We start from the raw sequence: 25,653 nt of genomic DNA on the forward strand, positions 1-25,653 counted from the left end.
CGGGTTTCGACAGGCTCAACCAGCGAGGGAGCCTAGATCCAGGACTCCAGCCGCATGACGTTCTGCCAGTACGAGTACGGCACCTGCATGCCCGTCCACAGCGGGTAGAAGATCGCCGACACGGCGAGGATCACCACGAGGACGGCGACGATCGTCGCGACGACGAGGCCGCGCTCGCGCCGTCGTCCCTCCGTGCGTTCGAGCGCCACGACCATCGGATAGACGAGCGTGAGCACCACGAACGGCGTGAACACGATCGTGTAGAACGTGAAGATCGTCCGGTCGCTGAACGGCGGCGCGTAGGCGAACCACGGCAGCCACCCGGCGGCGGTGCCGCTCAGGACGGCGAGGGCGCGCCAGTCGCGCAGGCGGACCCCGAGCCAGATCGTCGCGACGATGGCGAGCGCCCCGAGCAGCCACAGCAGCGGGTTGCCGAGCGACGTGACGGCGCGGGCGCACGCGTCCGCGGCGTCGGCGGGGCAGGTGCCCTGGCCGGGCGCCTCCTTCTCCCAGAAGAACGACGTGGGCCGCCACTGCACGATCCAACCCAGCGGGTGGGACGCGTACGGGTGGTCGGAGGAGAGCCCGGTGTGGAACTCCCACATCTGCTGGTGGTAGTGGACCAGGCTGCGCAGCGGGTCGGGCAGCCAGGTGACGCCCTCGCCGGGGTGGTCGGCCGCCCACTGCCGCAGGTACGCGCCCTGGTTCGCGAACCACGACCACCAGGAGGCGAGGTAGACGACGACCGCGGTGGGCACGATCGTGAGGAACGCAGGCACGGCGTCGACGACGAGCGAGTCCTCCCACCAGCGGCCGACGCCGGCGGCGCGCCGGGCCGCGAGGTCCCACAGCACGGTGAGGATGCCGAAGACGGCGACGAACCACAGCCCCGACCACTTGGTGCCGCAGGCGAGGCCCAGGCTGACGCCCGCGGCGAGCCGCCACCAGCGGAAGCCGAGCCGCGGGCCGTAGCGCGCCACCGTGCCGCCGGCGTCGAGGATCTCCGCGACCCGGCCCGCCAGCCGGCGGCGTGCCTGCTCGCGGTCCATGACCAGGCAGCCGAAGGCGACGAGCACCCAGAACATGAGGAACTGGTCCAGCAGGGCCGTGCGCGAGTGCACGATCGCCTCGCCGTCGACGGCGAGCAGCAGGCCCGCGACGATCCCCATCGTCGACGACGCGAACAGCCGCCGCGCGATCCGCACCAGCAGGAACACGGCGAGGATCCCGATGATCGCGCTGGACAGCCGCCACGCGAACGAGCTGGTCGCGCCCCCGCCCGCCTCCATGCCGAGCCAGATCATCCACTTGCCGATCGGCGGGTGGACGACGTACGCGGCCTTGTCGAGGTAGGTGAGGACGTCGCCGGCCTCGAACGCCGGGTTCGGCTCGTCGGGCCACTGCGCCTCGAAGCCGAGGCGCCCGAGCGTGAACGCGTCCTTGACGTAGTAGGTCTCGTCGAAGACGAGCTTGTGCGGCTGGCCGAGCTGCCACAGCCGGGCCGCCGCGGCGAGCAGCGTGACGACGACCGTGCCGAGCCAGCCCCAGAACCGGTCCCGGCGGCGCAGGTCGAGCCGCATGCGCCGCGCCCCGAGCAGCCGCTCGAGCAGCTTCGCCTGCGTGGTGCGGCCGTCGCCGTCCGGGGGCGTCGGCGGGAGGGCGGGCGTCGGGCTGCCGGGGAACGCCGGCGGGGGTGGGCCCTGCTCCTGCGGCGCGAGACCCGGTGCGCCGTCGGTCTCGGGCGGCCCGTCCGGGGCGTCGGCCGCGCGGTGGCGCGCGCGGCTCGGCGACGTGCCCGCGGGCGCGGGATCGCCGGTGGTGGTGGCGTCGGCGTCGGGGGCGGTCACCGGGTCATCGTAGGTGCCGTGCGAACCTGGTCACCATGACCTCCGAGCCTTCCCCCGCGCCCTCGGCCGCACCCCGCCCCGTCCCGCACGCCGAGGCCGGCGCGGTCGTGCTCGCGGCGACGCCCATCGGGAACGCCGAGGACGCATCGCCCCGGTTGCGGCGGCTGCTCGCGGAGGCGGACGTCGTCGCCGCGGAGGACACGCGCCGGCTGCACGCCCTCGCCGCGCGCCTGGGCGTGACCGTGGCCGGGCGCGTGACGTCGTACCACGAGCACAACGAGGAGGCGCGGGCCGACGAGCTGCTCGACGTCGTCGCCGACGGCGGCACCGTGCTCGTGGTGTCGGACGCCGGCATGCCGGCGGTGTCCGACCCGGGCTACCGCGTCGTGGCCCGCGCCGTGGAGCGGGACCTGCGCGTGACCGCCGCCCCCGGCCCGTCGGCCGTGCTCACCGCGCTCGCCCTGTCCGGGCTGCCCACCGACCGGTTCACCTTCGAGGGGTTCGTGCCGCGCAAGGCGGGGGAGCGGTCGCGCTGGCTCGGGGCGCTCGCGGCCGAGCCGCGCACCATGGTCTTCTTCGAGGCGCCCCACCGGATCACCGACACGCTGCACGCGATGGCCGAGGCGTTCGGCGCCGACCGTCCCGCCGCCGTCTGCCGCGAGCTGACCAAGACGTACGAGGAGGTGCTCCGCGGCCCGCTCACGGACGTCGTCGCCGAGGCCGACGCCCGCGCGGCCGCCGGCGACGGACTGCGCGGCGAGATCTGCGTCGTCGTCGGCGGCGCACCCGCAGGAGCGGCGCCCAGCGTCGAGGACCTCGTGCCCGAGGTCCTGGCCCGCGTCCAGGCGGGGGAGCGGCTCAAGGCCGCCGTCGCCGACGTCGCCACCGCTGCCGGGGTGCCCAAGCGCGACCTCTACGCGGCCGCCCTCGCCGCGAAGTAGTCCGATCTCTGCCGAGGTAGTTCGAATCCCCGCGAGGTAGTTCACGAAGGCACGAGGTAGTTCGAACCTCGCCGGCCCGTGAACTACCTCGTCGGGATCTGAACTACCTCGCGGGGACTCGGACTACCTCGCCGGATCTTGAACTACCTCGCGGTGGAGGGGGTGAGCTCGACGCCGGCGGCGGCGAGCTCGGCGCGGGCCTGCTCGCCCTGCTCGGGGCTGACGGGGATGGTGAGGTCGGTGAGCACGCGCGTGTCCAGGCCGAGCCCGACGGCGTCGAGCGCGGTGCGCTTCACGCAGTGCGACTCGACGAGCCCGACGACGTCGACGGCCTCGACGCGCGCGTCGCGCAGGGCCTGCTCCAGGGTGCGCCCGTCGGCGTCGGTGCCCTCGAAGCCGGAGTAGCCGTGGGCGTACTGGCCCTTCTTCACGGAGACGTCGGGGTGCAGGTCGGCGAGCGCCGGGTGCAGCTCGGCGTTCGGGGTGCCGGCGATGCCGTGCGGCGGCCAGGAGTCCACGAAGTCCGGGTGGTCGCTGAAGTGGTCGCCCGGGTCGACGTGCCAGTCCTGCGTGGTCACGACGATCTCGTAGCGGTCGCGGTGCGCGGCCGCATAGGCGGCGACGTCCTGGGCGACCTGGTTGCCGCCGTCGACGGCGAGCTCGCCGCCCTCGCAGAACGTCGGCTGGACGTCGACGACGACCAGGGCGCGGACAGGGGCGAAGACGTCGTCGCTCATGCGGCCCAGCCTGCCACGAACGTGCGGCTCAGTTGCCGCCGCCTCCGCTGTCGCCGCCGCCCCCGCCGTCACCGAATCCGCCGGCGTCGAAGACTCCCATGCCGAACACGTCCGCGGAGCGGCGGTTGTGCATGTCCATCCTGTCCGGCTCGAGACGGGGGTCGCCGGCCCAGGAGGGCGGGCGGCGCTCGGCGCGGTCGAGCGGCGGCAGCTTCTCGCGCCGGTGAAAGGTGGTCCGCAGCATCGCTCTGATCTTCATGACGACTCCTTTTCCGGACCCGCACCAAGGAAAACCTGTGTCAAGAGTAGGTCCAGAAGCCGGGGGTGTCGACGACGGTCTCCCGGGGCACCGCCGATGGTGCGGACGGGCCGCTCGAGGAAGTCAGCAGCCGCCGCTCGGTGAACCGGGACGGTAGAGCGGCTGGACCGCCATGGTGCCGGCCGAGGGCCTGTCCCTCTCCTGCGCCAGGGGCTGGGGCGCCGGGGCCCACGACCTCTCGAGCTGCGGCTCGTCGTACCGCCGGAGCAGGCGGCGCAGGCGTTCCGTGATCGATCTCGTGAACGACATCGCAGTCTCCCTTGACCGTTGCTTGGGGGGATCATGCCACCGGGTCCGCGTCGGTGTCGACGGCGGCGGCGCGGAGCAGCAGGATGGGGGCATGTCCCGGCACCCGCGCCGCTCCGCGGCGGTCGCCGTCCCCGTCGTGGGGCTCCTGGCCCTGCTCGGCGCCTGCGGGGCTCCCGGCGGCGGGCCCGGCCCCGAGGCGCCGGCGACGTCCGCACCGTCCGGCGCCGTCGGCCCGGAGCCCGGCGGCGCCTCCGCGGCCGGGACGCCGGAGGTGACCGTCGAGACGGTCGTCGACGGCCTCGACGTGCCGTGGGGCCTCGCCCCCCTGCCGGACGGCACGCTGCTGCTCAGCCTGCGCGACGACGCCCGCCTGGTCGTCGTGGACCCGGACGCCGGCACGACGACGGACGTCACCGGCCCCGGCGCGGACGCGCTCGCCGCGCAGACCACGCCCGACGGCGAGGGCGGGCTGCTCGGCGTCGCGCGCGACCCGGCCTCGGGCGACGTGTTCGTGTACCGCACCGGCGCCGACGACAACGCGGTGCTGCGCGGCGCGCTGGACGGGACGCGGCTCGGCGACCTCACGACCGTCCTCGACGGCATCCCGCGCGCCGGGCACCACGACGGCGGCGGCCTCGCCTTCGGGCCCGACGGGTTCCTCTACGTCGGCACCGGCGACGCGGGCGACGGGGAGGCCTCGCAGGACCGGGCGTCGCTCGCCGGCAAGATCCTGCGCGTCACGCCCGACGGCGACCCCGCGCCCGGCAACCCGGTCTTCGACAGCGACGCCCCCGCCTCGCCTGTCTGGACGCTCGGCCACCGCAACGTGCAGGGCCTCGGCTGGGACGGCTCCGGCCGCATGTTCGCGAGCGAGTTCGGGCAGAACACCTGGGACGAGCTCAACCAGATCGAGCCGGGCGGCAACTACGGCTGGCCGCAGGCCGAGGGGCCCGACGGCGCGGGCGACGGCACGGTCGCGCCGGTCGCCTGGTGGCCGACGTCCGACGCGTCGCCGTCCGGCCTGGCCGTGACCGACGACGCGGTGTACCTCGCGGGGCTGCGCGGCGAGCGGCTGTGGCGCGTGCCCTTCGGCGACACGTCGTCGGGGGCGAGCGAGGGCGCCGGGCCCACCGACGAGGCCGCGCCGAGCAGGGGTGCCGTCGACGCCGACGGCAGCGTCCGTGCGCTGGGGGAGCCGCAGGCGTTGCTCGCGGGCGAGCTGGGCCGGCTGCGCAACGTCGCGCCCGTCGAGCCCGGCGGCGGGGACGGCGACGGCCTGTGGGTGCTGACCAACAACACCGACGGCCGCGGCTCCCCGCGCGACGGCGACGACCGGCTGGTGCGCGTCGGCCTGGGGTGAGCGCCACCGTGGCCGGCGGCGTGAAACACCGTGAGACCGGTGCCGCCGCGCAACTACGATGGGCACCATGCCGGAGCCCGCGAAGACCTTCTACCTGACGACGCCGATCTACTACGTCAACGACGCCCCCCACATCGGGCACGCGTACACGACGGTCGCGGCCGACGTCGTCACGCGCTGGCACCGCCAGCGCCAGGAGGACGTCTGGTTCCTCACCGGGACGGACGAGCACGGCGAGAAGGTGCTGCGCACCGCCGAGGCGAACGGCGTCAGCCCGCAGGAGTGGGCGGACCGCCTCGTGGAGTCGGCCTGGAAGCCGGTGCTGAAGACCATCGACGCCCGCAACGACGACTTCATCCGCACCACGCAGGAGCGGCACGAGACCGCGGTCCAGACCTTCCTGCAGGACCTGTACGACAAGGGCGAGATCTACGCCGGCTCGTACGAGGGCCCGTACTGCGTGGGCTGCGAGGAGTACAAGCTCCCGGGCGACCTGATCGACGGCACCGGCGAGTACGAGGGGCAGAAGCTGTGCCCCATCCACCTCAAGCCGGTGGAGATGCTCGCGGAGGAGAACTACTTCTTCCGCATGAGCGCCTACGCGGACCGCCTGCTCGCGCTCTACGAGGAGCACCCCGAGTTCGTGCAGCCGGCCAGCGCCCGCAACGAGGTGATCGGCTTCGTCAAGCAGGGCCTGCAGGACCTGTCGATCTCGCGGTCCACGTTCGACTGGGGCATCCCGATCCCGTGGGACGACAAGCACGTGCTCTACGTGTGGTTCGACGCCCTGCTCAACTACGCGACGGCGATCGGCTACGGGGCCGACGACGAGGCGGGGCGGGCGAAGTTCGCCCGGACCTGGCCGGCCGACGTGCACCTGGTCGGCAAGGACATCCTGCGGTTCCACGCGGTCATCTGGCCGGCCATGCTCCTGGCCGCCGGCCTGCCGCTGCCGAAGCAGGTGTTCGCGCACGGCTGGCTGCTCGTGGGCGGCGAGAAGATGAGCAAGTCGCGCCTCACGGGCATCGCCCCGGCGGACATCATCGACACGTTCGGCTCCGACGCGTTCCGCTACTACTTCATGCGGACGATCGCGTTCGGCGGCGACGGCTCGTTCTCCTGGGAGGACATGGTCGCCCGCTACAACGGCGAGCTGGCCAACGGCTTCGGCAACCTGGCGTCGCGCACCGCCGCGATGATCGGCAAGTACTTCGGCGGCACGCTGCCGAAGCCGGGGCCGGCGACGGACCTCGAGACGAACCTCGAGGCGGTCGCCGCCAAGGCCGTGGCCGACGCCGAGGCCGCCATCGACCGGCTGGCGATCCACGACGCCGTCGGCGCGGCGTGGACGCTCGTCGACGCGACGAACGTGTACCTCACCGAGACGCAGCCGTGGAAGGTCGCCAAGGCGGAGGGCGAGACGGACGACGACGGACGTGGTGTGGACGGCGGGCGGCTGGCGACGTCGCTCGTGACGGCCGCGGAGGCGCTGCGCGCGCTCGCGGTGCTGCTCAACCCGGTGACGCCGAAGGCGGCGCAGGCGTTGTGGGACGCGCTGGGCGCGGAGCCCGTGCTGGGGGCGCTCGACGCGCAGCCGGTCGCGGGCGCGGCGCGCTTCGGCGTCCTGCCCGCGGGCACGACCGTGACGAAGGGTGCGGCGCTCTTCCCGCGTCTCGCCGACGACGCCTGATCGTGGCGCGCAAGCGCGAGCGCGGGTTCCCGGCGGACCCCGCGCCCCTGCCCGTCCCGGTCGCCGACAACCACACGCACCTGGACGCGATCGCGGGCGTCCTCGACGAGCGCGTGCTCGGCGGCGGGCCCGTCCCGACCGCGGCCGACCACCTGGCCCGCGCGGCCGCCGCCGGCGTCGACCGCGTCGTGCAGGTGGGCTGCGACCTGCCCGGCATCGACTGGACCATGGAGCTGCTGAGCCATCCGGTGGTCGAGCCGGTCGAGACCCGGGTTTCGACAGGCTCAACCCGCGGGTCGCGACCGGCTCGACCGGCGAAGGTCCTCGGTGCCGTCGCGATCCACCCGAACGAGGCGGTGCTGCACGCGGGCGTGCGCGAGGTGGGCCCGGACGGGCTGGAGCCCGACCCGGCGCCGCACCACGGCGTCCCGCTCGACGACGCGCTCGCCCGCGTCGCGGAGGCCGCCGCGCACCCACGCGTGCGCGCGATCGGCGAGACGGGCATGGACCTGTTCCGCACCGGCCCGCAGGGCGAGGCGGTGCAGCGCGAGGCGTTCCGCGCGCACGTCGCGCTGGCGAAGGAGCTAGGCCTGGCGCTGCAGATCCACGACCGGGACGCGCACGCGCAGGTGATCGACGTCCTGCTCGCGGACGGCGCCCCCGAGCGCACGGTGTTCCACTGCTACTCGGGCGACGAGGAGATGGCCGCGCTCGCCGCCGAGCACGGCTGGTTCCTCTCGTTCGCGGGCCCGGTCACGTACCCGAAGAACGACCACCTGCGCGGCGCGCTGCGCGCCGTGCCCCTCGAGCTGGTGCTGGTCGAGACCGACGCGCCGTACCTGCCGCCGCACCCGTACCGCGGGCAGCCGAACGCGCCGTACGTCGCGGCGCACACCGTGCGCGCGATGGCAGACGTGCTCGAGCGTCCGCTGGACGAGGTGTGCCGCGCGATCTCGGCGACGTCCGAGCGCGTCTACGGCGCCTGGTGAGCGGTCGGTGACGACGAAGGGGCTTCCGCCCTGGTCACGGTTCCGTTACGGTCTGGTGCTCGTGCGGAGGTCGAGGGCGAAGCAGACGTCGGGCGGGTCGACGGCTCCCTCGTCCACCCCGCGGCGCGGGCCGCTCGCCGGTCCGGCCAGGCACGTGGTGCACGGCGCCGTGGTCGTCGCCCTGGTCGGCGGCACGGCCGCGGTCACGCAGGTGCACAAGACGGTGACGATCGACTACGACGGCCACGTCGCGACGGTCGACTCCTACGGCGCCTCGGTGGCCGACGTCCTGCGCTACCACCACATCACCCCCGGCCCGGACGACCTGGTGCAGCCCACGGCGTCGTCGGCGGCCGCGGACGGCGGCGAGGTCGTGGTCCGCTCGAGCCGCGACGTGACGGTCGAGATCGACGGCGAGGTCTCGACGTTCCCGACGACGGCGCACACCGTGGGCGAGCTGCTGGCGGCGCTCGGGCCGCGTGGCGCGGACGCCGTGACGTCGGCGTCGCGCACCGCCCCGCTGGACCGGACGCCGGTGCGCGTCTCGACGACGAAGACCGTGCAGGTGGCGGTGGACGGCCTGGTGCTGCCGATCCGCACGACGCAGTCCACGGTGCGCGACGTGCTCGCGAGCGCGGGCATCACACTCGGCGAGCACGACCGCACGTCGGTGCCGCTGGGCGCGGCGGCCGTCGACGGGATGGTCGTCATGGTCAGCCGCGGCGAGACCGACGCCGACCGGAAGACCGAGGTCATCCCGTTCGAGACGAAGAAGGTCGAGTCCGACGAGCTGCCGAAGGGGTACGAGGTGGTGCGCACGGCCGGCGTGCCGGGCGAGCGCGTCACGACGTACGAGGTGCGCACCCTGGACGGCGCCGAGGTGGAGCGCACGGTGGTCGACCGCGAGGTGACGCGCGAGCCGGTGGACGAGGTCGTCGTGGTGGGCACGCTCGAGGTGTCGACGGCGAACCCCGACCCGGGCTCCGCGAAGGCGATCGGCAAGGCGATGGCCGCCGAGCGCGGCTGGGGCTCCGACCAGTACGCCTGCCTCGAGAAGCTGTGGGACAAGGAGTCGGGCTGGCGCTGGAACGCCGAGAACGCCTCCAGCGGCGCCTACGGCATCCCGCAGTCGCTGCCGGGCTCGAAGATGGCGACCGCCGGCTCCGACTGGCGCACCAACCCCTCGACGCAGATCGAGTGGGGGCTGGGCTACATCTCCGGCCGGTACGGCACCCCGTGCGGGGCGTGGAGCCACTCGATGTCGGTGGGCTGGTACTGACCGACGGGTGTGAGTCGGGCCACGCGTTTCGTCCCGACTTATCGGACGGCAGGGGACAGACGCGGGCATCCGTACCATAACCGGGCTTGGCCGATGGTCACGATCCGGTTACGGTCTTCGGAGCCACCGGATCGACCGCGGACCCGACACCCAGCCGGGACCCGTTCGTCGTGGCCGGACCGCACGACGACTGGACCTGTGTGAACCCCTCGAACGAGACTCCCCATCCTTCGGCCGAGTCGCTGCCCGAGGCGGCCGCCCCCGCGACGACCGCCACGCGGCGTCGTCGTCGGCTCCCGCTCATCGCGGGTCTCGCCGCCGGCGCGCTCGTCGTCGCGGGCGGTGCGGCCACCGCCTACGAGAACGCGCGCAAGAGCGTGACGCTCGACGTCGACGGCGAGACGCGCACCGTCGAGACCTTCTCCGGGTCCGTCGCCGGCCTGCTGGACGCCCAGGGCGTCGAGGTGGGCGAGCGCGACGCCGTGACCCCCGGCACCGACGCGGCCCTGCGCGACGGCTCCCAGGTCGTGGTCCGCTCCGGGCACGAGCTCACGGTGGACGTCGACGGCGAGCACGACGACGTCTGGGTCACCGCGCTCGACGCCGAGGAGGCGCTGCGCGGCCTCGACGCGCGCGGCTCCGACGTCTCCCTCGTCGCCTCCCGCTCCGGCGACCGCGCGTCGCTGCCGCTCCAGCTCGACGCCGACCAGCCGGTCGCCGTCGTCGCGGACGGCACCATGACGGTCGTCGACGACGGCTCCGTGGGGCTCGACGCGATCCTCCAGGGCCTCGGGCTCACGGTGGACTCCGACGACCACGTCTTCGTCGAGAGCCAGGCGGCCAAGGCCGACGGCGACCCCGCGGTGCGCATCGTCATCGAGCGCGTCGAGACCAAGAAGGTCACCAAGAAGGTCGCGGTCGACCACAAGTCGCGCACGGAGAAGGACGACGACCGTTACGCCGACCTGGGCAGCAAGGTCACCCAGGAGGGCAAGGACGGCGAGCGCACGCTCACGTACCGCGTGAAGACCGTGGACGGCGACGTCGTCGCCAAGAAGAAGCTCTCGGACAAGGTGACGACCAAGCCGGTCACGGAGGTCGTCGTCGAGGGCACCAAGGAGCGCCCCGAGCCGGAGCCCGAGCCCGAGCCGAAGGAGACGTCGTCCTCGTCCTCCTCCAGCTCGTCCTCGTCGAGCTCGTCCTCGTCCTCGTCCTCGTCGAGCAGCAGCTCCCAGGCCACGGGCTCGGCGCCCGCGGGCGTGTGGGCCGACCTCGCGCAGTGCGAGTCGGGCGGCAACCCCGCCACCAACACGGGCAACGGCTACTACGGGCTGTACCAGTTCTCGGCCGAGACGTGGCACGCGATGGGCGGCTCCGGCCTCCCGTCCGAGAACTCGGCCGCCGAGCAGACCCGCATCGCCCAGAAGCTGCAGGCGCAGTCCGGCTGGGGCCAGTGGCCCGGGTGCGCGGCCAAGCTCGGCCTGCTCTGACCGCGCTGGGTTGAGCCGCGGCGGTTGAGCTTGTCGGAACCCCCGCTGACCGAGCGTGTCGGAACCCGCACCGGATTTCGACACGCTCGATCAGCGGGGGTTCGTCGTGTCGACAGGCTCGACCGCCGTGCTTCCTCCGCGAGTGGGACTCGTCACGACGGGGCCTACGGATTAGGTCGTCGATAACGAATCGGTTACGGTCGGGTGTCCCGCGTGCGAGACATGCCCTTCGGGTGTATGCGACGCGGGCCCTGGACCGCCGGATCGGTGGGTCGGTACTCGGCGCCCTCGGGCGCAGGGGCCGGGAGCGAGGCGCGACCGCGCCGCCCCGGTGCGTGACGGGTCGTCGAGGCCCGCTCCCGACGACCGTGCCCGGACAGCACGACGACTGGACTCTCGTGACCCGCTCCTCCCAGAACTCTCCCGTGCCCGCCGTGCCGGACGCCGACACCACCGCGCCCGCCACGACCCGCACCCGCCGACGCTGGCCGTTCCTGGCCGCCGCGACCGCCGCCGCGGTCGTCGTCGCCGGCGGTGCCGTCGCCTACGCCGACGCCCGCAAGACCGTCACGCTCGACGTGGACGGCGACGTGAAGACCGTGACCTCCTACTCGGGCTCCGTCGACGACCTGCTCACCTCCCAGGGTGTCGTCGTCGGCGACCGCGACCTCGTGACGCCGGCTGCCGGCGCCGACCTCGAGGACGGCGCCGACGTCGTCGTCCGCTCCGGCAAGGAGCTCTCGCTCCAGGTGGACGGCAAGGACACCGACGCCTGGGTCACCGCGCTCGACGCCGACGAGGCGCTCGACACCCTGACCGCCCGCGGCGGCGACGTGCGCATCGTGGCCTCCCGCGACGGCGAGCGCGCCTCGCTGCCCGTGGACGTCGACACCGACGGCCCCGTGGCCGTGGTGCACGACGGCACGGCCGACGTGGTCGAGGGCGCGGACGACGTCGACGCCGTGCTGGCCGAGGCGGACGTGGAGCTCGGGGCGAAGGACCGGGTGCACGTCACCGCCGCCGCCAACGGCGAGGTGAAGAAGCACGTCGCCGCCGCCGTCGCGGACGAGAAGAAGCAGGCCGGGAAGAAGGTCGAGAAGCCAGCCACGGAGCAGGCCGCGACGTCCGGCAAGGACGGCGCGCAGACCGAGCAGGTCGCCGCGGAGCAGCCCGCCGCCGACGCCACGGCCGCCGCGCCGCAGGTCGCCGTCGTCGTGCAGCGCGTCGAGACCAAGAAGGTCACGACGACCCAGGCCGTCGACCACAAGACGACGACCAAGAAGTCGGGCGACCGGTACTCCGACCTCGACCCGAAGGTCGCCAAGCGCGGCAAGGACGGCGAGCGGACGATCGTCCACCAGGTCACGACGATCGACGGCAAGGTCGTGAAGAAGACCAAGGTGTCGGACGAGGTCACCACCAAGCCCGTGACGGGCGTGCTGGTGAAGGGCACCAAGAAGCGCCCGGAGCCCGAGCCGAAGACGCCGACCTACTCCGGCTCGACCCGGTCGATCGGCAAGCAGATGGCCGCCGCCCGCGGCTGGACCGGCTCCGAGTGGTCCTGCCTCGAGTCGCTGTGGACCAAGGAGTCGGGCTGGAGCGCCTCGGCGTCCAACCCGTCGTCCGGCGCCTACGGCATCCCGCAGTCGCTGCCCGGCTCGAAGATGGCCTCGGCCGGTTCCGACTGGCAGTCCAACCCCGCCACGCAGATCGAGTGGGGCCTCGGCTACATCGCCGACGTGTACGGCACGCCGTGCGGCGCGTGGGGCCACTCGCAGTCGGTGGGCTGGTACTGAGCCGCATAAACTCCCACCCATGACGAACACCCCTGGCGCCCTGCTCGGCCCTGCGGAGATCCGCGAGCTGGCAGGGCGCCTCGGTGTGCGCCCCACCAAGCAGCTCGGGCAGAACTTCGTGCACGACGCCGGCACGGTGCGCAAGATCGTGCGTGCGGCCGGGCTGCGGCCGGGGGAGCGGGTCGTCGAGATCGGCCCGGGGCTGGGGTCGCTGACCCTGGGGCTGCTGGAGGCCGGGGCGTCCGTCGTCGCCGTCGAGATCGACCCCGTGCTGGCGGGCCAGATCGCCGAGACGGTCCGGGCGCACGCGCCCGAGGCGGACTTCGAGGTGGTGCCCGCCGACGCCCTCGAGGTCACCGAGCTGCCGGGGGAGCCTCCGACCGCGCTCGTCGCGAACCTCCCCTACAACGTGGCCGTCCCGGTGCTGCTCACGTTCCTGCAGCGGTTCCCGTCCCTGGAGCGCGTGCTCGTCATGGTGCAGGCCGAGGTGGCCGACCGCCTGGCGGCCGGACCCGGGTCGCGCACCTACGGCGTGCCGTCGGTCAAGGCCGCCTGGTACGCCGAGGCGCGCCGGTCGCTCAACGTCAGCCGGCACGTGTTCTGGCCGGAGCCCAACGTGGACTCCGCGCTCGTGGCGCTCGAGAAGCGCGAGCCCCCGGTCACGACCGCGACGCGCGAGCAGGTGTTCGCCGTCGTCGACGCCGCGTTCGCCCAGCGCCGCAAGACGCTGCGCGCCGCCCTGTCCGGGACGTTCGGCTCCGGCGCCGCCGCCGAGGAGGCGCTGCGGGCCGCGGGCGTCGACCCCGGGCTGCGGGGCGAGCGGCTCGAGGTCGGAGACTTCGCGCGGATCGCCGAGCAGCTTCCCGTCGCGGCAGGCACGGTGGACGCGTGACGCATCTCGCCGCCGCCCCCTCGCCGTCGGTCCGCGTGCACGCGCCCGGCAAGGTCAACCTGTCGCTGCGCGTCGGCGCGGTGCAGGACGACGGCTACCACCCGCTGTCGACGATCTTCCAGGCCGTGGCCCTCTACGAGGAGGTGACCGCCACGCAGGTGCCGGAGGGTGCCGGCGTGACGATCACCGTGGACGGCCCGCAGGCCGACCTCGTGCCGGTCGACGGGACGAACCTCGCCTGGCGAGCGGCCGAGGCGCTGGCCGCCCGGGTCGGCACGGCGCCGGACGTCGCGCTGCACCTGGCCAAGGGCGTGCCCGTGGCCGGCGGCATGGCGGGCGGGTCGGCGGACGCCGCGGCCACGCTGGTCGCCTGCGACGCGCTCTGGCAGACGGGCCTGAGCCGCGAGGACCTGACGTCGCTCGCGGCGGAGCTGGGGTCGGACGTCCCCTTCGCCCTGCTGGGGCACACCGCCGTCGGGACGGGGCGCGGCCACCTGCTGACGCCCGCCATGACCCGCGGGGAGTTCCACTGGGTCTTCGCCGCCCAGGCCGAGGGCCTGTCCACGCCCGCCGTCTACGGCCGCTTCGACGAGCTGGCCGGCCCGGGCGGCAGCGGTGCGGTCGACGACCCCGGCCTCGCGGAGGACACGGCGCTCATGCAGGCGCTGCGGGCCGGCGACGCGCACGCCCTCGGGAGGGCACTGCACAACGATCTCCAGGCCGCGGCGCTCTCGCTGCGGCCGGAGCTGGAGCGCACCATCGCCGTCGCGCACGAGGCCGGTGCGCTGGGCGCGTTCGTCTCCGGCTCCGGGCCCACCGTCGCCGCGCTCGCACGATCGCGCCAGCACGCGTTGGCCATCGCCGCGTCGTGGACCGCCGAGGGCGCCGCCGACTCCGTGTGGTGCACCTCCGGCCCCGCGCACGGCGCCCGCCTCCTGCCCTGAGCGCCGAGGTAGTCCCGGATCCCCGCGAGGTAGTTCGAGATCTGCCGAGGTAGTTCGAGCTCGGCCGAGGTAGTCCGAGATCCCGCGAGGTAGTTCGAGCTTCACGGCTACCCGTGCAGACTGGGCCCGAACGAACTACCTCGTCAGGTCTCGAACTACCTCGCCGACTTCCTGACTACCTCGCCGGGCTCTGAACTACCTCGCCGGGCTCTGAACTACCTCGCGGGATCTCGAACTACCTCGCGAGACGGCGGACTACCTCGCGAGACTGCGGCGTCAGAGGTGCTTGGCCAGCCAGGCGAGGGTGGGCGCGAAGCGGTAGCCCTGGCCGCCCTCGTGGCGGTTGTAGGGGTAGACGTCGATCGCCGTGTCGGGTGCCGTCTCGCCGTGGGCACCCCACTGGTTGTAGGCGGCGTACACCGTGGACGGCGGGCAGACGTCGTCGCGCAGGGCGGTCGAGAACAGGGCGGCCGCGCGGGCGCGGCGCGCGAACGAGACGCCGTCCAGGTAGGAGAACGTGCGCCAGACGGCGTCCTCGTGCTCGCGGTGCACGGACAGGTACTGCGTGATCTCGCCGTACGGGAAGGCGTCGGAGATCTGCACGGCGCGGCGGTAGTGGCACAGGAACGGCACGTTCGGGACGGCGGCGGCGACGTCGGGCACCAGGCCGGCGACGGCGATCGCGATGCCGCCGCCCTGGCTCGTGCCGGCGACGGCGACGCGCGCGGGGTCGATCCCCTCGACGCGCCGCACAGCGTCCACGGCGCGTACCCCGTCGGTGAAGACGCGCCGGTAGTAGTGGTCGTGCGGGTCGAGCACGCCGCGCGTCATGAAGCCGGGGGACGCCGGGCCGCTACCCACGGGGTCGGGGGTGTCGCCGCCGTGGCCCCAGCCCGACCCCTGCCCGCGGGTGTCCATGACGAGGTGCGCGTACCCCGCGGCGGCGAGGCCCAGGTGGTCGTGCGCCAAGCCGCGGCCGCCGCCGTAGCCGACGAACTCCACGACGGCGGGCAGCGGGCCGTCGACCGCGGCGTCGTGCCGTGCGGGTCGGGTCAACCACGCCTTGACCGGCTGCCCGTCGAAGCCGGGGAACGTCACGTCGTCCACCGCGAGCTCCGTGAGGCCGGTGTCCGCGCGCTCGAGCGTCGGGGCGTCGTCGTGCGCGCGGGACTCGACGAGCGTGGCGGACCAGAACTCGTCGAAGTCGGCGGGCTCGTCGATCTCGGGCACGTAGGCCTCGAGCTCGGGCACGGGCAGGTCGAACTGGGCCATCGGTTCCTCCGGGACTCCTGCGGCACGTCACGCAGCGATGCGGCGTCGGGCTGCACTGTAGCGGCCCGGCAGTCGGCCGTGGAGAACGTTTCCCCGCGCTGGACGTCTACGCTGCGACCAGTCGGACGGGCGAGGTGAGGACACGGTGCGACGAGGGACCAACCTGCCGCGGGTGGGCGACTTCAACCAGATGGTCGTGCTCGACCAGGTGCGGCGGGCGTCCGACGGCACGAGCCGCAGCGAGCTCGCGGCGAGCACCGGGCTGTCGCTCCAGGCGGTGTCGAACATCGTGGCGCGGCTCATCGCGCTGGGGTACGTCGTCGAGGGGGAGCGCCGGGCGGAGGGTCGCGGCAAGCCTCGCACGATGCTCTACCTCGAGCCGCAGGGCGCGTTCGCGCTGGGCGTGCACATCGACCCGGTGGTGGTGACGTCGGTGCTCGTGGACCTCGACGGCCGCACGGTGGAGAAGGTCGTCGAGCCGACGCCGACCGGGCCCGAGGCGGTGGCCGAGGTGGTCGCGGCCGCGGCCGCCGCGATGCTCGAGCGGGCCGGCGTCGACCGCTCGGCCGTGCTCGGTCTCGGGGTGGCGGCGCCGGGTCCGGTGGACCTCGCCGCGGGCACCGTGATCCGCCCGCCGCTCCTGGACGGCTGGGGGGAGGTCCCGGTGCGCGACCTCATCGCTGCCGCGACGGGGCTCGACGTCGTGCTGGACAAGGACGTGTCCGCGGCGATGGTGGCGGAGCTGTGGCGCGGCAACCGGATGCTGCGCGGCACGTCCCTCTTCTTCTACACCGGCTTCGGCGTCGCCGTGGCGGTGGCGCACGACGGCGAGCTCCTCGCGGGATCGTCGAGCAACGCCGGCGAGGTGGGCCACCTGATGGTGGACGACGACGGCCCGCTCTGCGGCTGCGGTCAGCGGGGGTGCATCGGCATCTCCGCCGCCCCTGCGACGCTGGTGGCCGAGGCCGTCGGCGGCGGGGTGCTGCCCGCGGGCACGCCGGCGTCGACGCCCGCCGAGCTCGACGCGGCCCTCACCACGCTGTGCCGGGCCGCGGCGGACGGCGACGCGGTCGCTGCGGGGATCCTCGCGACCTCCGCGCAGCGGGTCGCGCGCGGGATCACGGTGGTGGCCGACCTCGTGGACGCGGGGGTCGTGGTCTTCGGCGGCCCGGCGTGGGCGCGGCTGGCCCCGCACTACCTGCCCGTCGTGCGACGGGAGCTCACGCTGCAGGCGACCCTGCGCGAGGTGCACGCCGTCGAGGTGCTGGGCTCCGCCGTCGGTGACCACGTCGGGGCGGTGGGGGCGGCGAGCCTGGTGCTCGACGGGCTGTTCACGCCGCGGCCGTCCGGCCTCGTCGGCGGCGTGGCGGCGCGAGCTGTCGCCCGGCCGTAGCCCCGGGCGACGACCGCGCGAGATCGACCCCGAACCGCCGGGTGCGGAGCCTTGACAGGAATAACTCAATTCGGTTGAGTAATTCGCGTCAGCCGGCCCGGCGTCGTCGGGCCACTCATGTGGGCAAAGGAGCAGCATGCGACTGGCACGACACCTCGCCGCGGGGACCGCGGTCACGGCGCTCGTCCTGACCCTCGGAGCCTGCGGCTCGGACGGTGAGGGCAGCAGCGGGGACGCGACGATCAAGATCGCGTACCAGAAGTTCGGGAACTTCACCCAGGCCGACGAGCTGTTCAAGGACGTCAAGGCCGAGTACGAGAAGGAGAACCCGGACGTCACCATCGAGCTCGTGCCCATCGAGGCGAGCCAGAACGACTACTTCACCAAGCTCGCCCTGATGAACCGGTCGCCCGGGACGGCGCCCGACCTCATGTACGAGGACACGTTCATGATCAAGTCGGACGTCGAGGCCGGGTACCTGCTGCCGATGGACGACTACCTCGCCGACTGGGACGACTGGGGCCAGTTCGTCGACCAGGCCAAGCAGGCCGGGCTGGGCGACGACGGCAAGACCTACGGCGTCCCCATGGGCACCGACACGCGCGGGCTGTGGTTCAACAAGGAGGTGCTCGCCAAGGCCGGGCTGCCCGAGGACTGGGCGCCGAAGACCTGGGACGAGCTGCTCGAGGCCGCCCGTGCGATCAAGAAGGCCGACCCGGACGTCATCCCGCTCAACGTCTACTCGGGCAAGCCGATGGGCGAGGGCTCCACGATGCAGGGCTTCGAGATGCTGCTGTACGGCACCGGCGGCACGCTCTACGACACCGACTCCTCGAAGTGGGTGGTCGGGTCACAGGAGTTCGTCGACTCGCTCGACTTCATCAGGACCATCTACACCGAGGGCCTCGCCCCGACGCCGCAGCAGGCGCTCGACCCGAACGTCGGCAACACCGTCTCGGCCGAGTGGCTCCCGAAGGGCAAGCTCGGCATCTCCCTGGACGGCTCGTGGATGCCCGGCACGTGGCTCGAGGAGGGAACGGCGCCCTGGCCGGAGTGGACCGACGTCATGGGCACGGCCGCGATGCCCACCCAGGACGGCCAGGCCCCCGGCGCGGTGAGCATGTCGGGCGGGTGGACGATGGCGATCGGCGCCGGGTCGAAGAACCCCGACGTGGCGTTCGACGTGCTGACACACGCGCTCGACAAGGAGAACTCGCTGCGGTTCGCGATCGACAACAGCCAGATCGCGGTGCGCACCGACGTCGCTGAGGAGCCGTCGTACTCCGAGGCGAACCCGACGGTGCCGTTCTTCTCCGACCTCGTCGAGGTGACGAACTTCCGCCCCGCCACCTCCGACTACGCCCAGATCTCCAACGCGATCCAGGTCGCGATGGAGTCGGTGATGACCGGGCAGCAGACCCCCGAGGAGGCGGCGGCCGTGTACGACAAGGCCGTGATCGCCCAGGTCGGCGAAGAGCACACGACGAACGGCTGACGACGTGACCGCCACCCTCGCCCCCGTCGGCGGGGCGTGGCCGTCGCCGGTGCGGCGCGCGCACGCGCGCCGCACCGCCGGCCGCCTCGTCCCGATGCTCCCCGCCGTCGCCCTGCTCGCGCTGTTCATGCTCGGGCCGGTCGTGTGGTCGTTCTACGGCTCGTTCACCAACGCGGCGCTGACGGGCCCGAACGCGCTGGCCCCCGAATGGGTGGGGCTCGACAACTACGTCGCGCTGCTCGGCGACCCGGACTTCCCGAAGGCCCTGTGGCTCACGGTGCTGTTCGTCATCGCGTCCGCGGTGGTCGGTCAGAACGTGGCCGGGCTGGGCCTGGCGATGCTCATGCGGTCCGCGCTCAAGCCCGTGCGGGCCGTCGTCTCGACGCTCGTCGTGACGGCGTGGGTGCTGCCTGAGATCGTCGCCGCCTTCGCCGCCTATGCGTTCTTCCACGCCGACGGCACGCTCAACTCGCTGCTGGCGGGTGTGGGGATCGCCGGCCCCGACTGGCTGTTCCAGTACCCGATGCTCGCCGTCATCCTCGCGAACATCTGGCGCGGCACCGCGTTCTCGATGATGGTCTACTCCGCCGCGATCGCGGAGGTGCCGCCGGAGATCACGGAGGCCGCGACCGTCGACGGCGCGAACGCCGCCCAGCGCCTGGTGTGGGTCACGCTCCCGACCATCCGCCGCAGCATCTCGACCAACCTCATGCTCACGACGCTGCAGACGCTGTCCGTGTTCACCCTCATCTACGTGATGACGGGCGGCGGCCCCGGCACCGACAGCTCGACGCTGCCGATCCTCGCCTACCAGGAGGCGTTCAAGTTTGCCCAGGTGGGCTACGGCACGGCGATCGCCACCGTGATGCTCGTCATCGGCGCCGTCTTCTCCGTCGTGTACATCCGCAGCCTGAAGCCGGAGGTCGACTGATGACCCAGACCGCCGCCCATGCCTCCTCGCCCGTGCCCGACGTCGTGGCCGCGCCGCCCTCCCGGCGCCGTCCCTCGCCGTCGGTCGCCGCGCCCGGCCCTCGCGCCGCGCGCGTCCTGTCGAACGTCGTGCTCGTCGTCGTGGGGCTGTGCTTCCTGCTGCCCCTCGGCTGGATCGTGCTGGCGTCGGTGGACCCCAGCGCCACGCTCGCCGTCGGACTGCCGGAGACGTTCACGCTGGAGAACTTCACGGCCGTCATGACGCCGGAGCAGACGTGGGTGCCCCTCGGCAACGCCTTCCTGCTGTCCGCGGGCACCGGCGTCATCACCGTGATGGCGTCCGTCCTCGCGGCGTACCCGCTGTCGCGGTACCGGATGCGGTTCAACAAGCCGTTCCTGTACGCGGTGCTGTTCGGCACCTGCCTGCCGATCACGGCCATGATGGTGCCGGTCTACTCGCTGTTCGTGCGGCTCAACCTGCTCGACTCGCTGGCCGGCACCACGTTCTTCATGGCCGCCACCTCGCTCCCCATGGCCATCTGGATGACGAAGAACTTCATGGACTCCGTGCCGATCTCCCTCGAGGAGGCGGCATGGACCGACGGCGCGTCGGCCATGACCACGCTGCGCACCATCGTGCTGCCGCTCATGCGGCCCGGGATCGCCGTCGTGTTCATCTTCGTGTTCATCCAGGCGTGGGGGAACTTCTTCGTCCCCTTCGTGCTGCTGCTGACGCCGGAGAAGCAGCCGGCCGCCGTGAGCATCTTCGCGTTCTTCGGCCAGTACGGCTCGGTCGCGTACGGCCAGCTCGCGGCCTACTCGATGCTCTACGCCCTGCCCGCCGTCGGCCTCTACGTGCTCGTCTCGCGACTCTCCGGCGGCTCGTTCGCGCTCGCCGGCGCGGTCAAGGGCTGACGACGCACACCTCCGATCCCTCCCGACCCACGTCCTCGTCACCAGGAGCCTGATCCATGCACGACACCACCACCCGCACCACCATGCGCCTCGAGCGCTTCGTGAAGGACTGGCTGGAGCCCGCCGTCCTGCGCGAGACCCGGCCGCTCGACGTCGAGGCATGGACCGTCGGCGGGGAGCCGGTGCCGTTCGCCGAGGCCGTGCGCGCCACGTATGCCCCGTTCACGCTCGGCTCCGCGTGGGGGCGGCCGTGGGACACGACGTGGTTCCACGTGACCGGCGACGTCCCGGCCGGGTGGTCGGGCGACGCGGCGCCCGAGGGCACGCGCGTCGAGCTCGTCGTCGACCTGGGCTTCACCGGTGCCGGCCCTGGCTTCCAGGCCGAGGGCACCGCCTGGACCCCCGACGGTCGCATCGTCAAGGCCGTCGAGCCGCGCAACCAGCACGTGCCGCTGGTCGCCGGGCAGGCGCTCGACGCCGCCGGCCGCGTCGACCTCTACGTCGAGGCGGCCGCCAACCCCGACGTGCCGGGCGGCGCCTGGACGCGCCCGACCCCGATGGGCGCGTGGGACACCGCGGGGGAGGCCCCGATCTACGCCCTGCGCACCATGCACGTGGCCCTCGTCGACGAGACGGTCTGGGAGCTGCTGCAGGACGTGCGCGCCCTGCACGGGCTGGTGCGCGTGCTGCCCGGAACCACCCCGCGCGCCGCCGAGGTGCTGCGCGCACTGGAGGACATGCTCGACGCCGTCGACCAGGACGAGGTGGCCGGCACCGCCGCCGCGGGGCGCGCGGCGCTCGCGACCGTGCTGGCCGCCCCGGCCACGGCGTCCGCGCACCGCGTGCACGCCGTCGGCCACGCGCACATCGACTCCGCCTGGCTGTGGCCGACGCGCGAGACGGTCCGCAAGTGCGCCCGCACGTTCTCCAACGTGCTGGCCCTCATGGACTCCGACCCGGACGTGACGTTCGCCTGCTCCTCGGCCCAGCAGTACGCGTGGGTGCAGGAGCACTACCCGGAGCTGTTCGAGCGGATCCGCGAGCGGGTGCGCGAGGGGCGGTTCGTCCCGGTGGGCGGCATGTGGGTCGAGTCGGACACGAACATGCCGGGCGGCGAGGCCCTGGCCCGCCAGCTCGTGGCCGGCAAGCGCTTCTTCATCGAGGAGCTGGGCGTGGAGCCCAAGGAGGTGTGGCTGCCGGACTCCTTCGGGTACACGGCGGCCCTGCCGCAGCTCGCGCGGCTGGCGGGCAGCGACAACTTCCTCACGCAGAAGATCTCGTGGAACGACACCAACACGATGCCGCACCACACCTTCTGGTGGGAGGGCATCGACGGGTCGCGGGTGTTCACGCACTTCCCGCCCGTGGACACGTACAACGCGGAGCTGACGGCGCAGGAGCTGGCCCGGGCCGAGCGGCAGTACGCCGAGAAGGGCCGCGCCAACACGTCGCTGGTCCCGTTCGGCTTCGGCGACGGCGGTGGCGGCCCCACCCGGGAGATGGTCGCGGCCGCGCGCCGCACCCGCGACCTCGAGGGCTCGCCGCGCGTCGAGCTGTCCGACCCGCAGTCGTTCTTCGACGCGGCGCGGGCGGAGTACGCCGCCCCGCCCACGTGGACGGGGGAGATGTACCTCGAGTACCACCGCGGCACCTACACCTCGCAGGCCCGCACCAAGCGCGGCAACCGGCGCAGCGAGCACCTGCTGCGCGAGGCCGAGCTGTGGGCCGCGACGGCGGCGGTGCGGGCCGGCGCCGAGTACCCGGCCGAGCGCCTGCAGCGGCTGTGGCGCACGGTGCTGCTGCAGCAGTTCCACGACATCCTGCCCGGGTCGTCCATCGCCTGGGTGCACCGCGAGGCGGAGCGGAACTACGCCGCGGTGGCGCGGGAGCTCGAGGAGATCGTCGACGGCGCGCTGCGGGTGCTGGTCGGGGACGGCGACCGCCCGGTGGCCGTCAACGCCGGGCCGTTCGCGCGCGACGGCGTCGCGGCGCTCGGTGCCACGGTCCTGGACGCGGCGCGCGGGGTGCGCACGGTGGCGCCCACCCCCGGGCCCGACGGCGGCTGGGTGCTGGAGAACGCCCTGGTGCGCGTGGTCGTGACCGCCGACGGCCACGTCACCTCCGCCGTCGACCGCGCCAGCGGGCGGGAGGCGATCCTGCCGGGTGCCCGCGCCAACCTGCTGCAGCTGCACCGCGACGTCCCCAACGAGTGGGAGGCGTGGGACATCGACGAGCACTACCGGCGGAGCACCACCGACCTGGTCGACGCCGCCAAGGTCGAGGTCGTCGACGGCGCGTCCGGGCCGGCGCTGCGCGTGCTGCGCGAGCTCGGCGCGTCGCGGGTCGAGCAGGACCTGGCGCTCGCGGCCGACGGCCGCGGGCTGCGCATCACGACGCGCGTCGACTGGCACGAGCGGCAGAAGCTGCTCAAGCTCGCGTTCCCGCTCGACGTGCGCGCCGAGCGGGCGACGTCGGAGATCCAGTTCGGGCACGTGCACCGGCCCACGCACGTCAACACGTCGTGGGACCACGCGCGGTTCGAGACCGTCGCGCACCGGTGGGTGCACGTGGGGGAGCCGGGCTTCGGCGTGGCCGTCGCCAACGACTCGACCTACGGGCACGACATCACCCGCACCCGCGCCGACGACGCGACCGACGCGCAGGGGGCCCGCGGCACCACGGTGCGGCTCTCGCTGCTGCGTGCGCCGAGGTTCCCCGACCCCGACGCGGACCAGGGCGAGCACGAGCTGACCTGCGAGCTCGTCGTCGGCGCCGGCATCGACGACGCCGTCCGCCACGGCTACGCGCTCAACCTGCCCGAGCGCGTCGTCGCCGGCGACCACGGCGTCGAGCCGCTGGTCACCGTCGACGACGACGCGGTGGTGGTCGAGGCGGTCAAGCTCGCCGAGGACGGCAGCGGCAACGTCGTCGTGCGGCTGTACGAGAGCCGCGGAGGGCGCGCCCGGGCGCGGGTCGTGCCGGGGTTCGCGCACACGGGCGTGGAGGTGACCGACCTGCTCGAGCGCCCGTTCGCCGGCGCGGCGGGCGAGCCCGCGCGCGACGGCGACGCCGTGCTGCTGGAGCTGACGCCGTTCCAGGTGGTCACGCTGCGCGTGCGCCGCTGACCCCGCCGCTGGTGGAGCCTGTCGAAATCCGGTCGCTGGATTTCGACAGGCTCAATCATCGGAGGGCCCGGTCGCCGGCTTTCGACAAGCCCGATCACCGAAACCGGGCGACTACCCTCGTCGGGTGGCACATCTCCTCGGCGCAGACGGCATCGCGCTGACCATCGGCACCCGCACGCTCCTCTCCGGCGTCTCGCTCGGGCTCGACGACGGCGACCGCATCGGCGTCGTCGGGCCCAACGGCGCCGGCAAGTCGACCCTGCTGCGCCTGCTCGCGGGCACGCAGGCTCCCGACGCCGGGCGCGTCACCCGGGTGGGCGGCTCGCGCCTCGGCATGCTCGTGCAGCGCGACGTGGACGACGACGGGGCGACGATCCGCGACCTCGTGCACGGCGACGACGCGACGCACGAGTGGGCGTCGGACGCCCGCATCCGCAACGTGCACGCGGGGCTGCTGGCCGACCTCGACCTCGACCAGCCGGCGACCACCCTCTCCGGCGGGCAGCGACGCCGGGTCGCGCTCGCGGCGCTGCTCGTCGAGGACCCGGACGTGCTGCTGCTCGACGAGCCCACCAACCATCTCGACGTCGAGGGCGTGGCGTGGCTGGCCGAGCACCTGGCGGCGCGTTACGGGCGGCCCGGCGCCACCGGCGCGCTCGTCGTCGTCACGCACGACCGCTGGTTCCTCGACGCGGTGTGCTCGCGGACCTGGGAGGTGCGCGGCGACGGCTCCGGCGCTGTCGACGGGTACGACGGCGGGTATGCCGCCTACATCCTCGCGCGGGCGGAGCGTGCCCGGCAGGCCGCCACCGCGGCGGAGAAGCGGAACAACCTGCTGCGCAAGGAGCTCGCGTGGCTCAAGCGGGGCGCCCCGGCGCGTACGTCCAAGCCGAAGTTCCGGCTCGACGCCGCCGCCGCGCTCATCGACGACGAGCCGCCGCCGCGCGACAGCCTCGAGCTCACGCAGATGGCCACGCGCCGCCTGGGCAAGGACGTGCTGGACCTCGAGGACGTCACCGTCACGGTGCCGGCGCGGGACGGGCACGAGGCGGGCCCGCGCGACGCGGCGGGGCGGCGGGTGCTGCTGGACGACGTCACCTGGCGGCTCGGGCCGGGCGACCGGTACGGCGTGGTCGGGGTGAACGGCGCGGGCAAGACGACGCTGCTGTCGCTGCTGGCCGGGCGCCGCGAGCCGGACGCGGGGCGCGTGCGCCGGGGCAAGACCGTGCACGTCGCGGAGCTCACGCAGGACGTCGGCGAGCTCGACGAGGTCGGGCACCTCACCGCCGTCCAGGTCGTCGACCGCGAGAAGCGCACCGTCGTCGTCGACGGCAAGGAGCTCACCGCCGGTCAGCTCACCGAGCGCCTCGGCTTCACCCGCGAGCGCGCGCACACGATCGTGCGCGATCTGTCCGGCGGCGAGCGGCGCCGCCTCCAGCTGCTGCGGCTGCTCGTCTCGGAGCCCAACGTGCTGCTGCTCGACGAGCCGACCAACGACCTGGACACCGACACGCTCGCCGCCGTCGAGGACCTGCTCGACGGGTGGCCGGGCACGCTGATCGTCGTCTCGCACGACCGCTACCTGCTGGAACGCGTCTGCGACCGGCAGTGGGCGCTGCTGGGCGACGGCGCGCTGCGCGACCTGCCGGGCGGCGTGGAGCAGTACCTCGAGCTGCGGCGGGCGGGCGCCGGCGGCGCGCCGCCGGTCGCACCCGCCGAGGGCGGCGGCGGGGCCGCCGAGGCCCGACCGACGGCGGGGGCGACCGCCGCGGAGGTGCGGGCCGCCAAGAAGGAAATCTCACGGATTGAGCGGCGTTTGGCTCGGATCGCGGACGAGGAGAACACTCTGCACGAGCAGATCGCCGCCGACCCGACGGACTACACCGCCGTGGCGGCCCTCGACGAGCGCCTCCGGGAGCTCGCCGCCGAGAAGGAGGAGCTCGAGATGGCGTGGTTGGAGTCCGCCGAGGTGGCGGGATGAGCGAGATGG

General features: G+C 73.6%; 19 protein-coding genes. 15 read left to right on the forward strand and 4 right to left on the reverse strand.

What is annotated here, in order from left to right:
• Positions 1-32 precede the first annotated feature (32 nt).
• A complete protein-coding gene (locus tag AAG589_RS12535; RefSeq protein ID WP_430567579.1) occupies positions 33-1,847 on the reverse strand; it encodes a dolichyl-phosphate-mannose--protein mannosyltransferase in 1,815 nt (604 codons plus the stop codon).
• Between the two features lie 35 nt (positions 1,848-1,882).
• Here AAG589_RS12535 and rsmI point away from each other — a divergent pair, with 35 nt between their 5' ends.
• Positions 1,883-2,788 (forward strand): 16S rRNA (cytidine(1402)-2'-O)-methyltransferase, encoded by a 906-nt coding sequence (gene rsmI, locus AAG589_RS12540; protein WP_430567580.1) that lies wholly within the window; start codon positions 1,883-1,885, stop codon positions 2,786-2,788.
• A 143-nt stretch (positions 2,789-2,931) separates the two neighbouring features.
• Here the strand turns inward: rsmI and AAG589_RS12545 are convergent, their stop codons facing one another.
• Complete coding sequence (locus AAG589_RS12545; RefSeq protein WP_430567581.1) at positions 2,932-3,525, reverse strand: isochorismatase family protein; 594 nt, start codon at positions 3,523-3,525, stop codon at positions 2,932-2,934.
• Positions 3,526-3,553: 28 nt separating this feature from the next.
• A complete protein-coding gene (locus AAG589_RS12550; RefSeq protein ID WP_430567582.1) occupies positions 3,554-3,784 on the reverse strand; it encodes a hypothetical protein in 231 nt (76 codons plus the stop codon).
• A gap of 400 nt (positions 3,785-4,184) precedes the next feature.
• On the opposite strand from AAG589_RS12550, the gene AAG589_RS12555 reads away from it, so the two are divergent.
• The 8 genes from AAG589_RS12555 (at position 4,185) to AAG589_RS12590 (ending at position 14,533) form a co-directional block, all read left to right on the forward strand.
• Complete coding sequence (locus AAG589_RS12555) at positions 4,185-5,453, forward strand: PQQ-dependent sugar dehydrogenase (protein ID WP_430567583.1); 1,269 nt, start codon at positions 4,185-4,187, stop codon at positions 5,451-5,453.
• Between the two features lie 67 nt (positions 5,454-5,520).
• Entirely contained in the window at positions 5,521-7,143 is a 1,623-nt protein-coding gene (gene metG, locus AAG589_RS12560) for a methionine--tRNA ligase (protein WP_430567584.1), read from the forward strand.
• A 2-nt stretch (positions 7,144-7,145) separates the two neighbouring features.
• On the forward strand, positions 7,146-8,132 hold the full coding sequence (locus AAG589_RS12565; RefSeq protein WP_430567585.1) for a TatD family hydrolase: 987 nt from the start codon (positions 7,146-7,148) through the stop codon (positions 8,130-8,132).
• Between the two features lie 61 nt (positions 8,133-8,193).
• A complete protein-coding gene (locus tag AAG589_RS12570) occupies positions 8,194-9,411 on the forward strand; it encodes an aggregation-promoting factor C-terminal-like domain-containing protein (protein ID WP_430567586.1) in 1,218 nt (405 codons plus the stop codon).
• Positions 9,412-9,581: 170 nt separating this feature from the next.
• The gene (locus AAG589_RS12575; RefSeq protein ID WP_430567587.1) at positions 9,582-10,901 is read left to right on the forward strand and encodes a transglycosylase family protein; all 1,320 of its coding nucleotides are present in this window, start codon (positions 9,582-9,584) and stop codon (positions 10,899-10,901) included.
• Positions 10,902-11,299: 398 nt separating this feature from the next.
• Positions 11,300-12,697 carry an aggregation-promoting factor C-terminal-like domain-containing protein gene (locus AAG589_RS12580; RefSeq protein WP_430567588.1) on the forward strand — a complete coding sequence of 466 codons (1,398 nt, stop codon included), beginning with the start codon at positions 11,300-11,302 and terminating at the stop codon, positions 12,695-12,697.
• Between the two features lie 19 nt (positions 12,698-12,716).
• On the forward strand, positions 12,717-13,589 hold the full coding sequence (rsmA, locus tag AAG589_RS12585) for a 16S rRNA (adenine(1518)-N(6)/adenine(1519)-N(6))-dimethyltransferase RsmA (RefSeq protein WP_430567589.1): 873 nt from the start codon (positions 12,717-12,719) through the stop codon (positions 13,587-13,589).
• Positions 13,586-14,533 (forward strand): 4-(cytidine 5'-diphospho)-2-C-methyl-D-erythritol kinase, encoded by a 948-nt coding sequence (locus tag AAG589_RS12590; RefSeq protein ID WP_430567590.1) that lies wholly within the window; start codon positions 13,586-13,588, stop codon positions 14,531-14,533. The genes rsmA and AAG589_RS12590 overlap by 4 nt, the downstream gene beginning before the upstream one ends.
• Before the next feature lie 276 nt (positions 14,534-14,809).
• Here AAG589_RS12590 and AAG589_RS12595 read toward each other — a convergent pair whose 3' ends face one another.
• On the reverse strand, positions 14,810-15,805 hold the full coding sequence (locus tag AAG589_RS12595) for an acetylxylan esterase (protein WP_430567591.1): 996 nt from the start codon (positions 15,803-15,805) through the stop codon (positions 14,810-14,812).
• A gap of 145 nt (positions 15,806-15,950) precedes the next feature.
• Here AAG589_RS12595 and AAG589_RS12600 point away from each other — a divergent pair, with 145 nt between their 5' ends.
• From AAG589_RS12600 to AAG589_RS12625, 6 genes are all read left to right on the forward strand, one after another.
• Positions 15,951-17,198: an ROK family transcriptional regulator gene (locus tag AAG589_RS12600; protein ID WP_430567592.1), complete on the forward strand. Its 1,248-nt coding sequence runs from the start codon at positions 15,951-15,953 to the stop codon at positions 17,196-17,198.
• 136 nt (positions 17,199-17,334) lie between these two features.
• On the forward strand, positions 17,335-18,693 hold the full coding sequence (locus AAG589_RS12605; RefSeq protein WP_430567593.1) for an ABC transporter substrate-binding protein: 1,359 nt from the start codon (positions 17,335-17,337) through the stop codon (positions 18,691-18,693).
• Positions 18,694-18,787: 94 nt separating this feature from the next.
• Positions 18,788-19,624 (forward strand): carbohydrate ABC transporter permease, encoded by an 837-nt coding sequence (locus AAG589_RS12610; RefSeq protein WP_430568023.1) that lies wholly within the window; start codon positions 18,788-18,790, stop codon positions 19,622-19,624.
• Entirely contained in the window at positions 19,624-20,538 is a 915-nt protein-coding gene (locus AAG589_RS12615) for a carbohydrate ABC transporter permease (protein ID WP_430567594.1), read from the forward strand. Before AAG589_RS12610 ends, AAG589_RS12615 begins: the two co-directional genes overlap by 1 nt.
• Before the next feature lie 56 nt (positions 20,539-20,594).
• Positions 20,595-23,663 (forward strand): alpha-mannosidase, encoded by a 3,069-nt coding sequence (locus AAG589_RS12620; protein ID WP_430567595.1) that lies wholly within the window; start codon positions 20,595-20,597, stop codon positions 23,661-23,663.
• Between the two features lie 124 nt (positions 23,664-23,787).
• Positions 23,788-25,644 (forward strand): ABC-F family ATP-binding cassette domain-containing protein, encoded by a 1,857-nt coding sequence (locus AAG589_RS12625; RefSeq protein WP_430567596.1) that lies wholly within the window; start codon positions 23,788-23,790, stop codon positions 25,642-25,644.
• Positions 25,645-25,653 lie beyond the last annotated feature (9 nt).

The organism is Isoptericola sp. F-RaC21 (assembly GCF_038593535.1).
In the GTDB taxonomy this organism is placed as follows: Bacteria; Actinomycetota; Actinomycetes; order Actinomycetales; family Cellulomonadaceae; genus Isoptericola.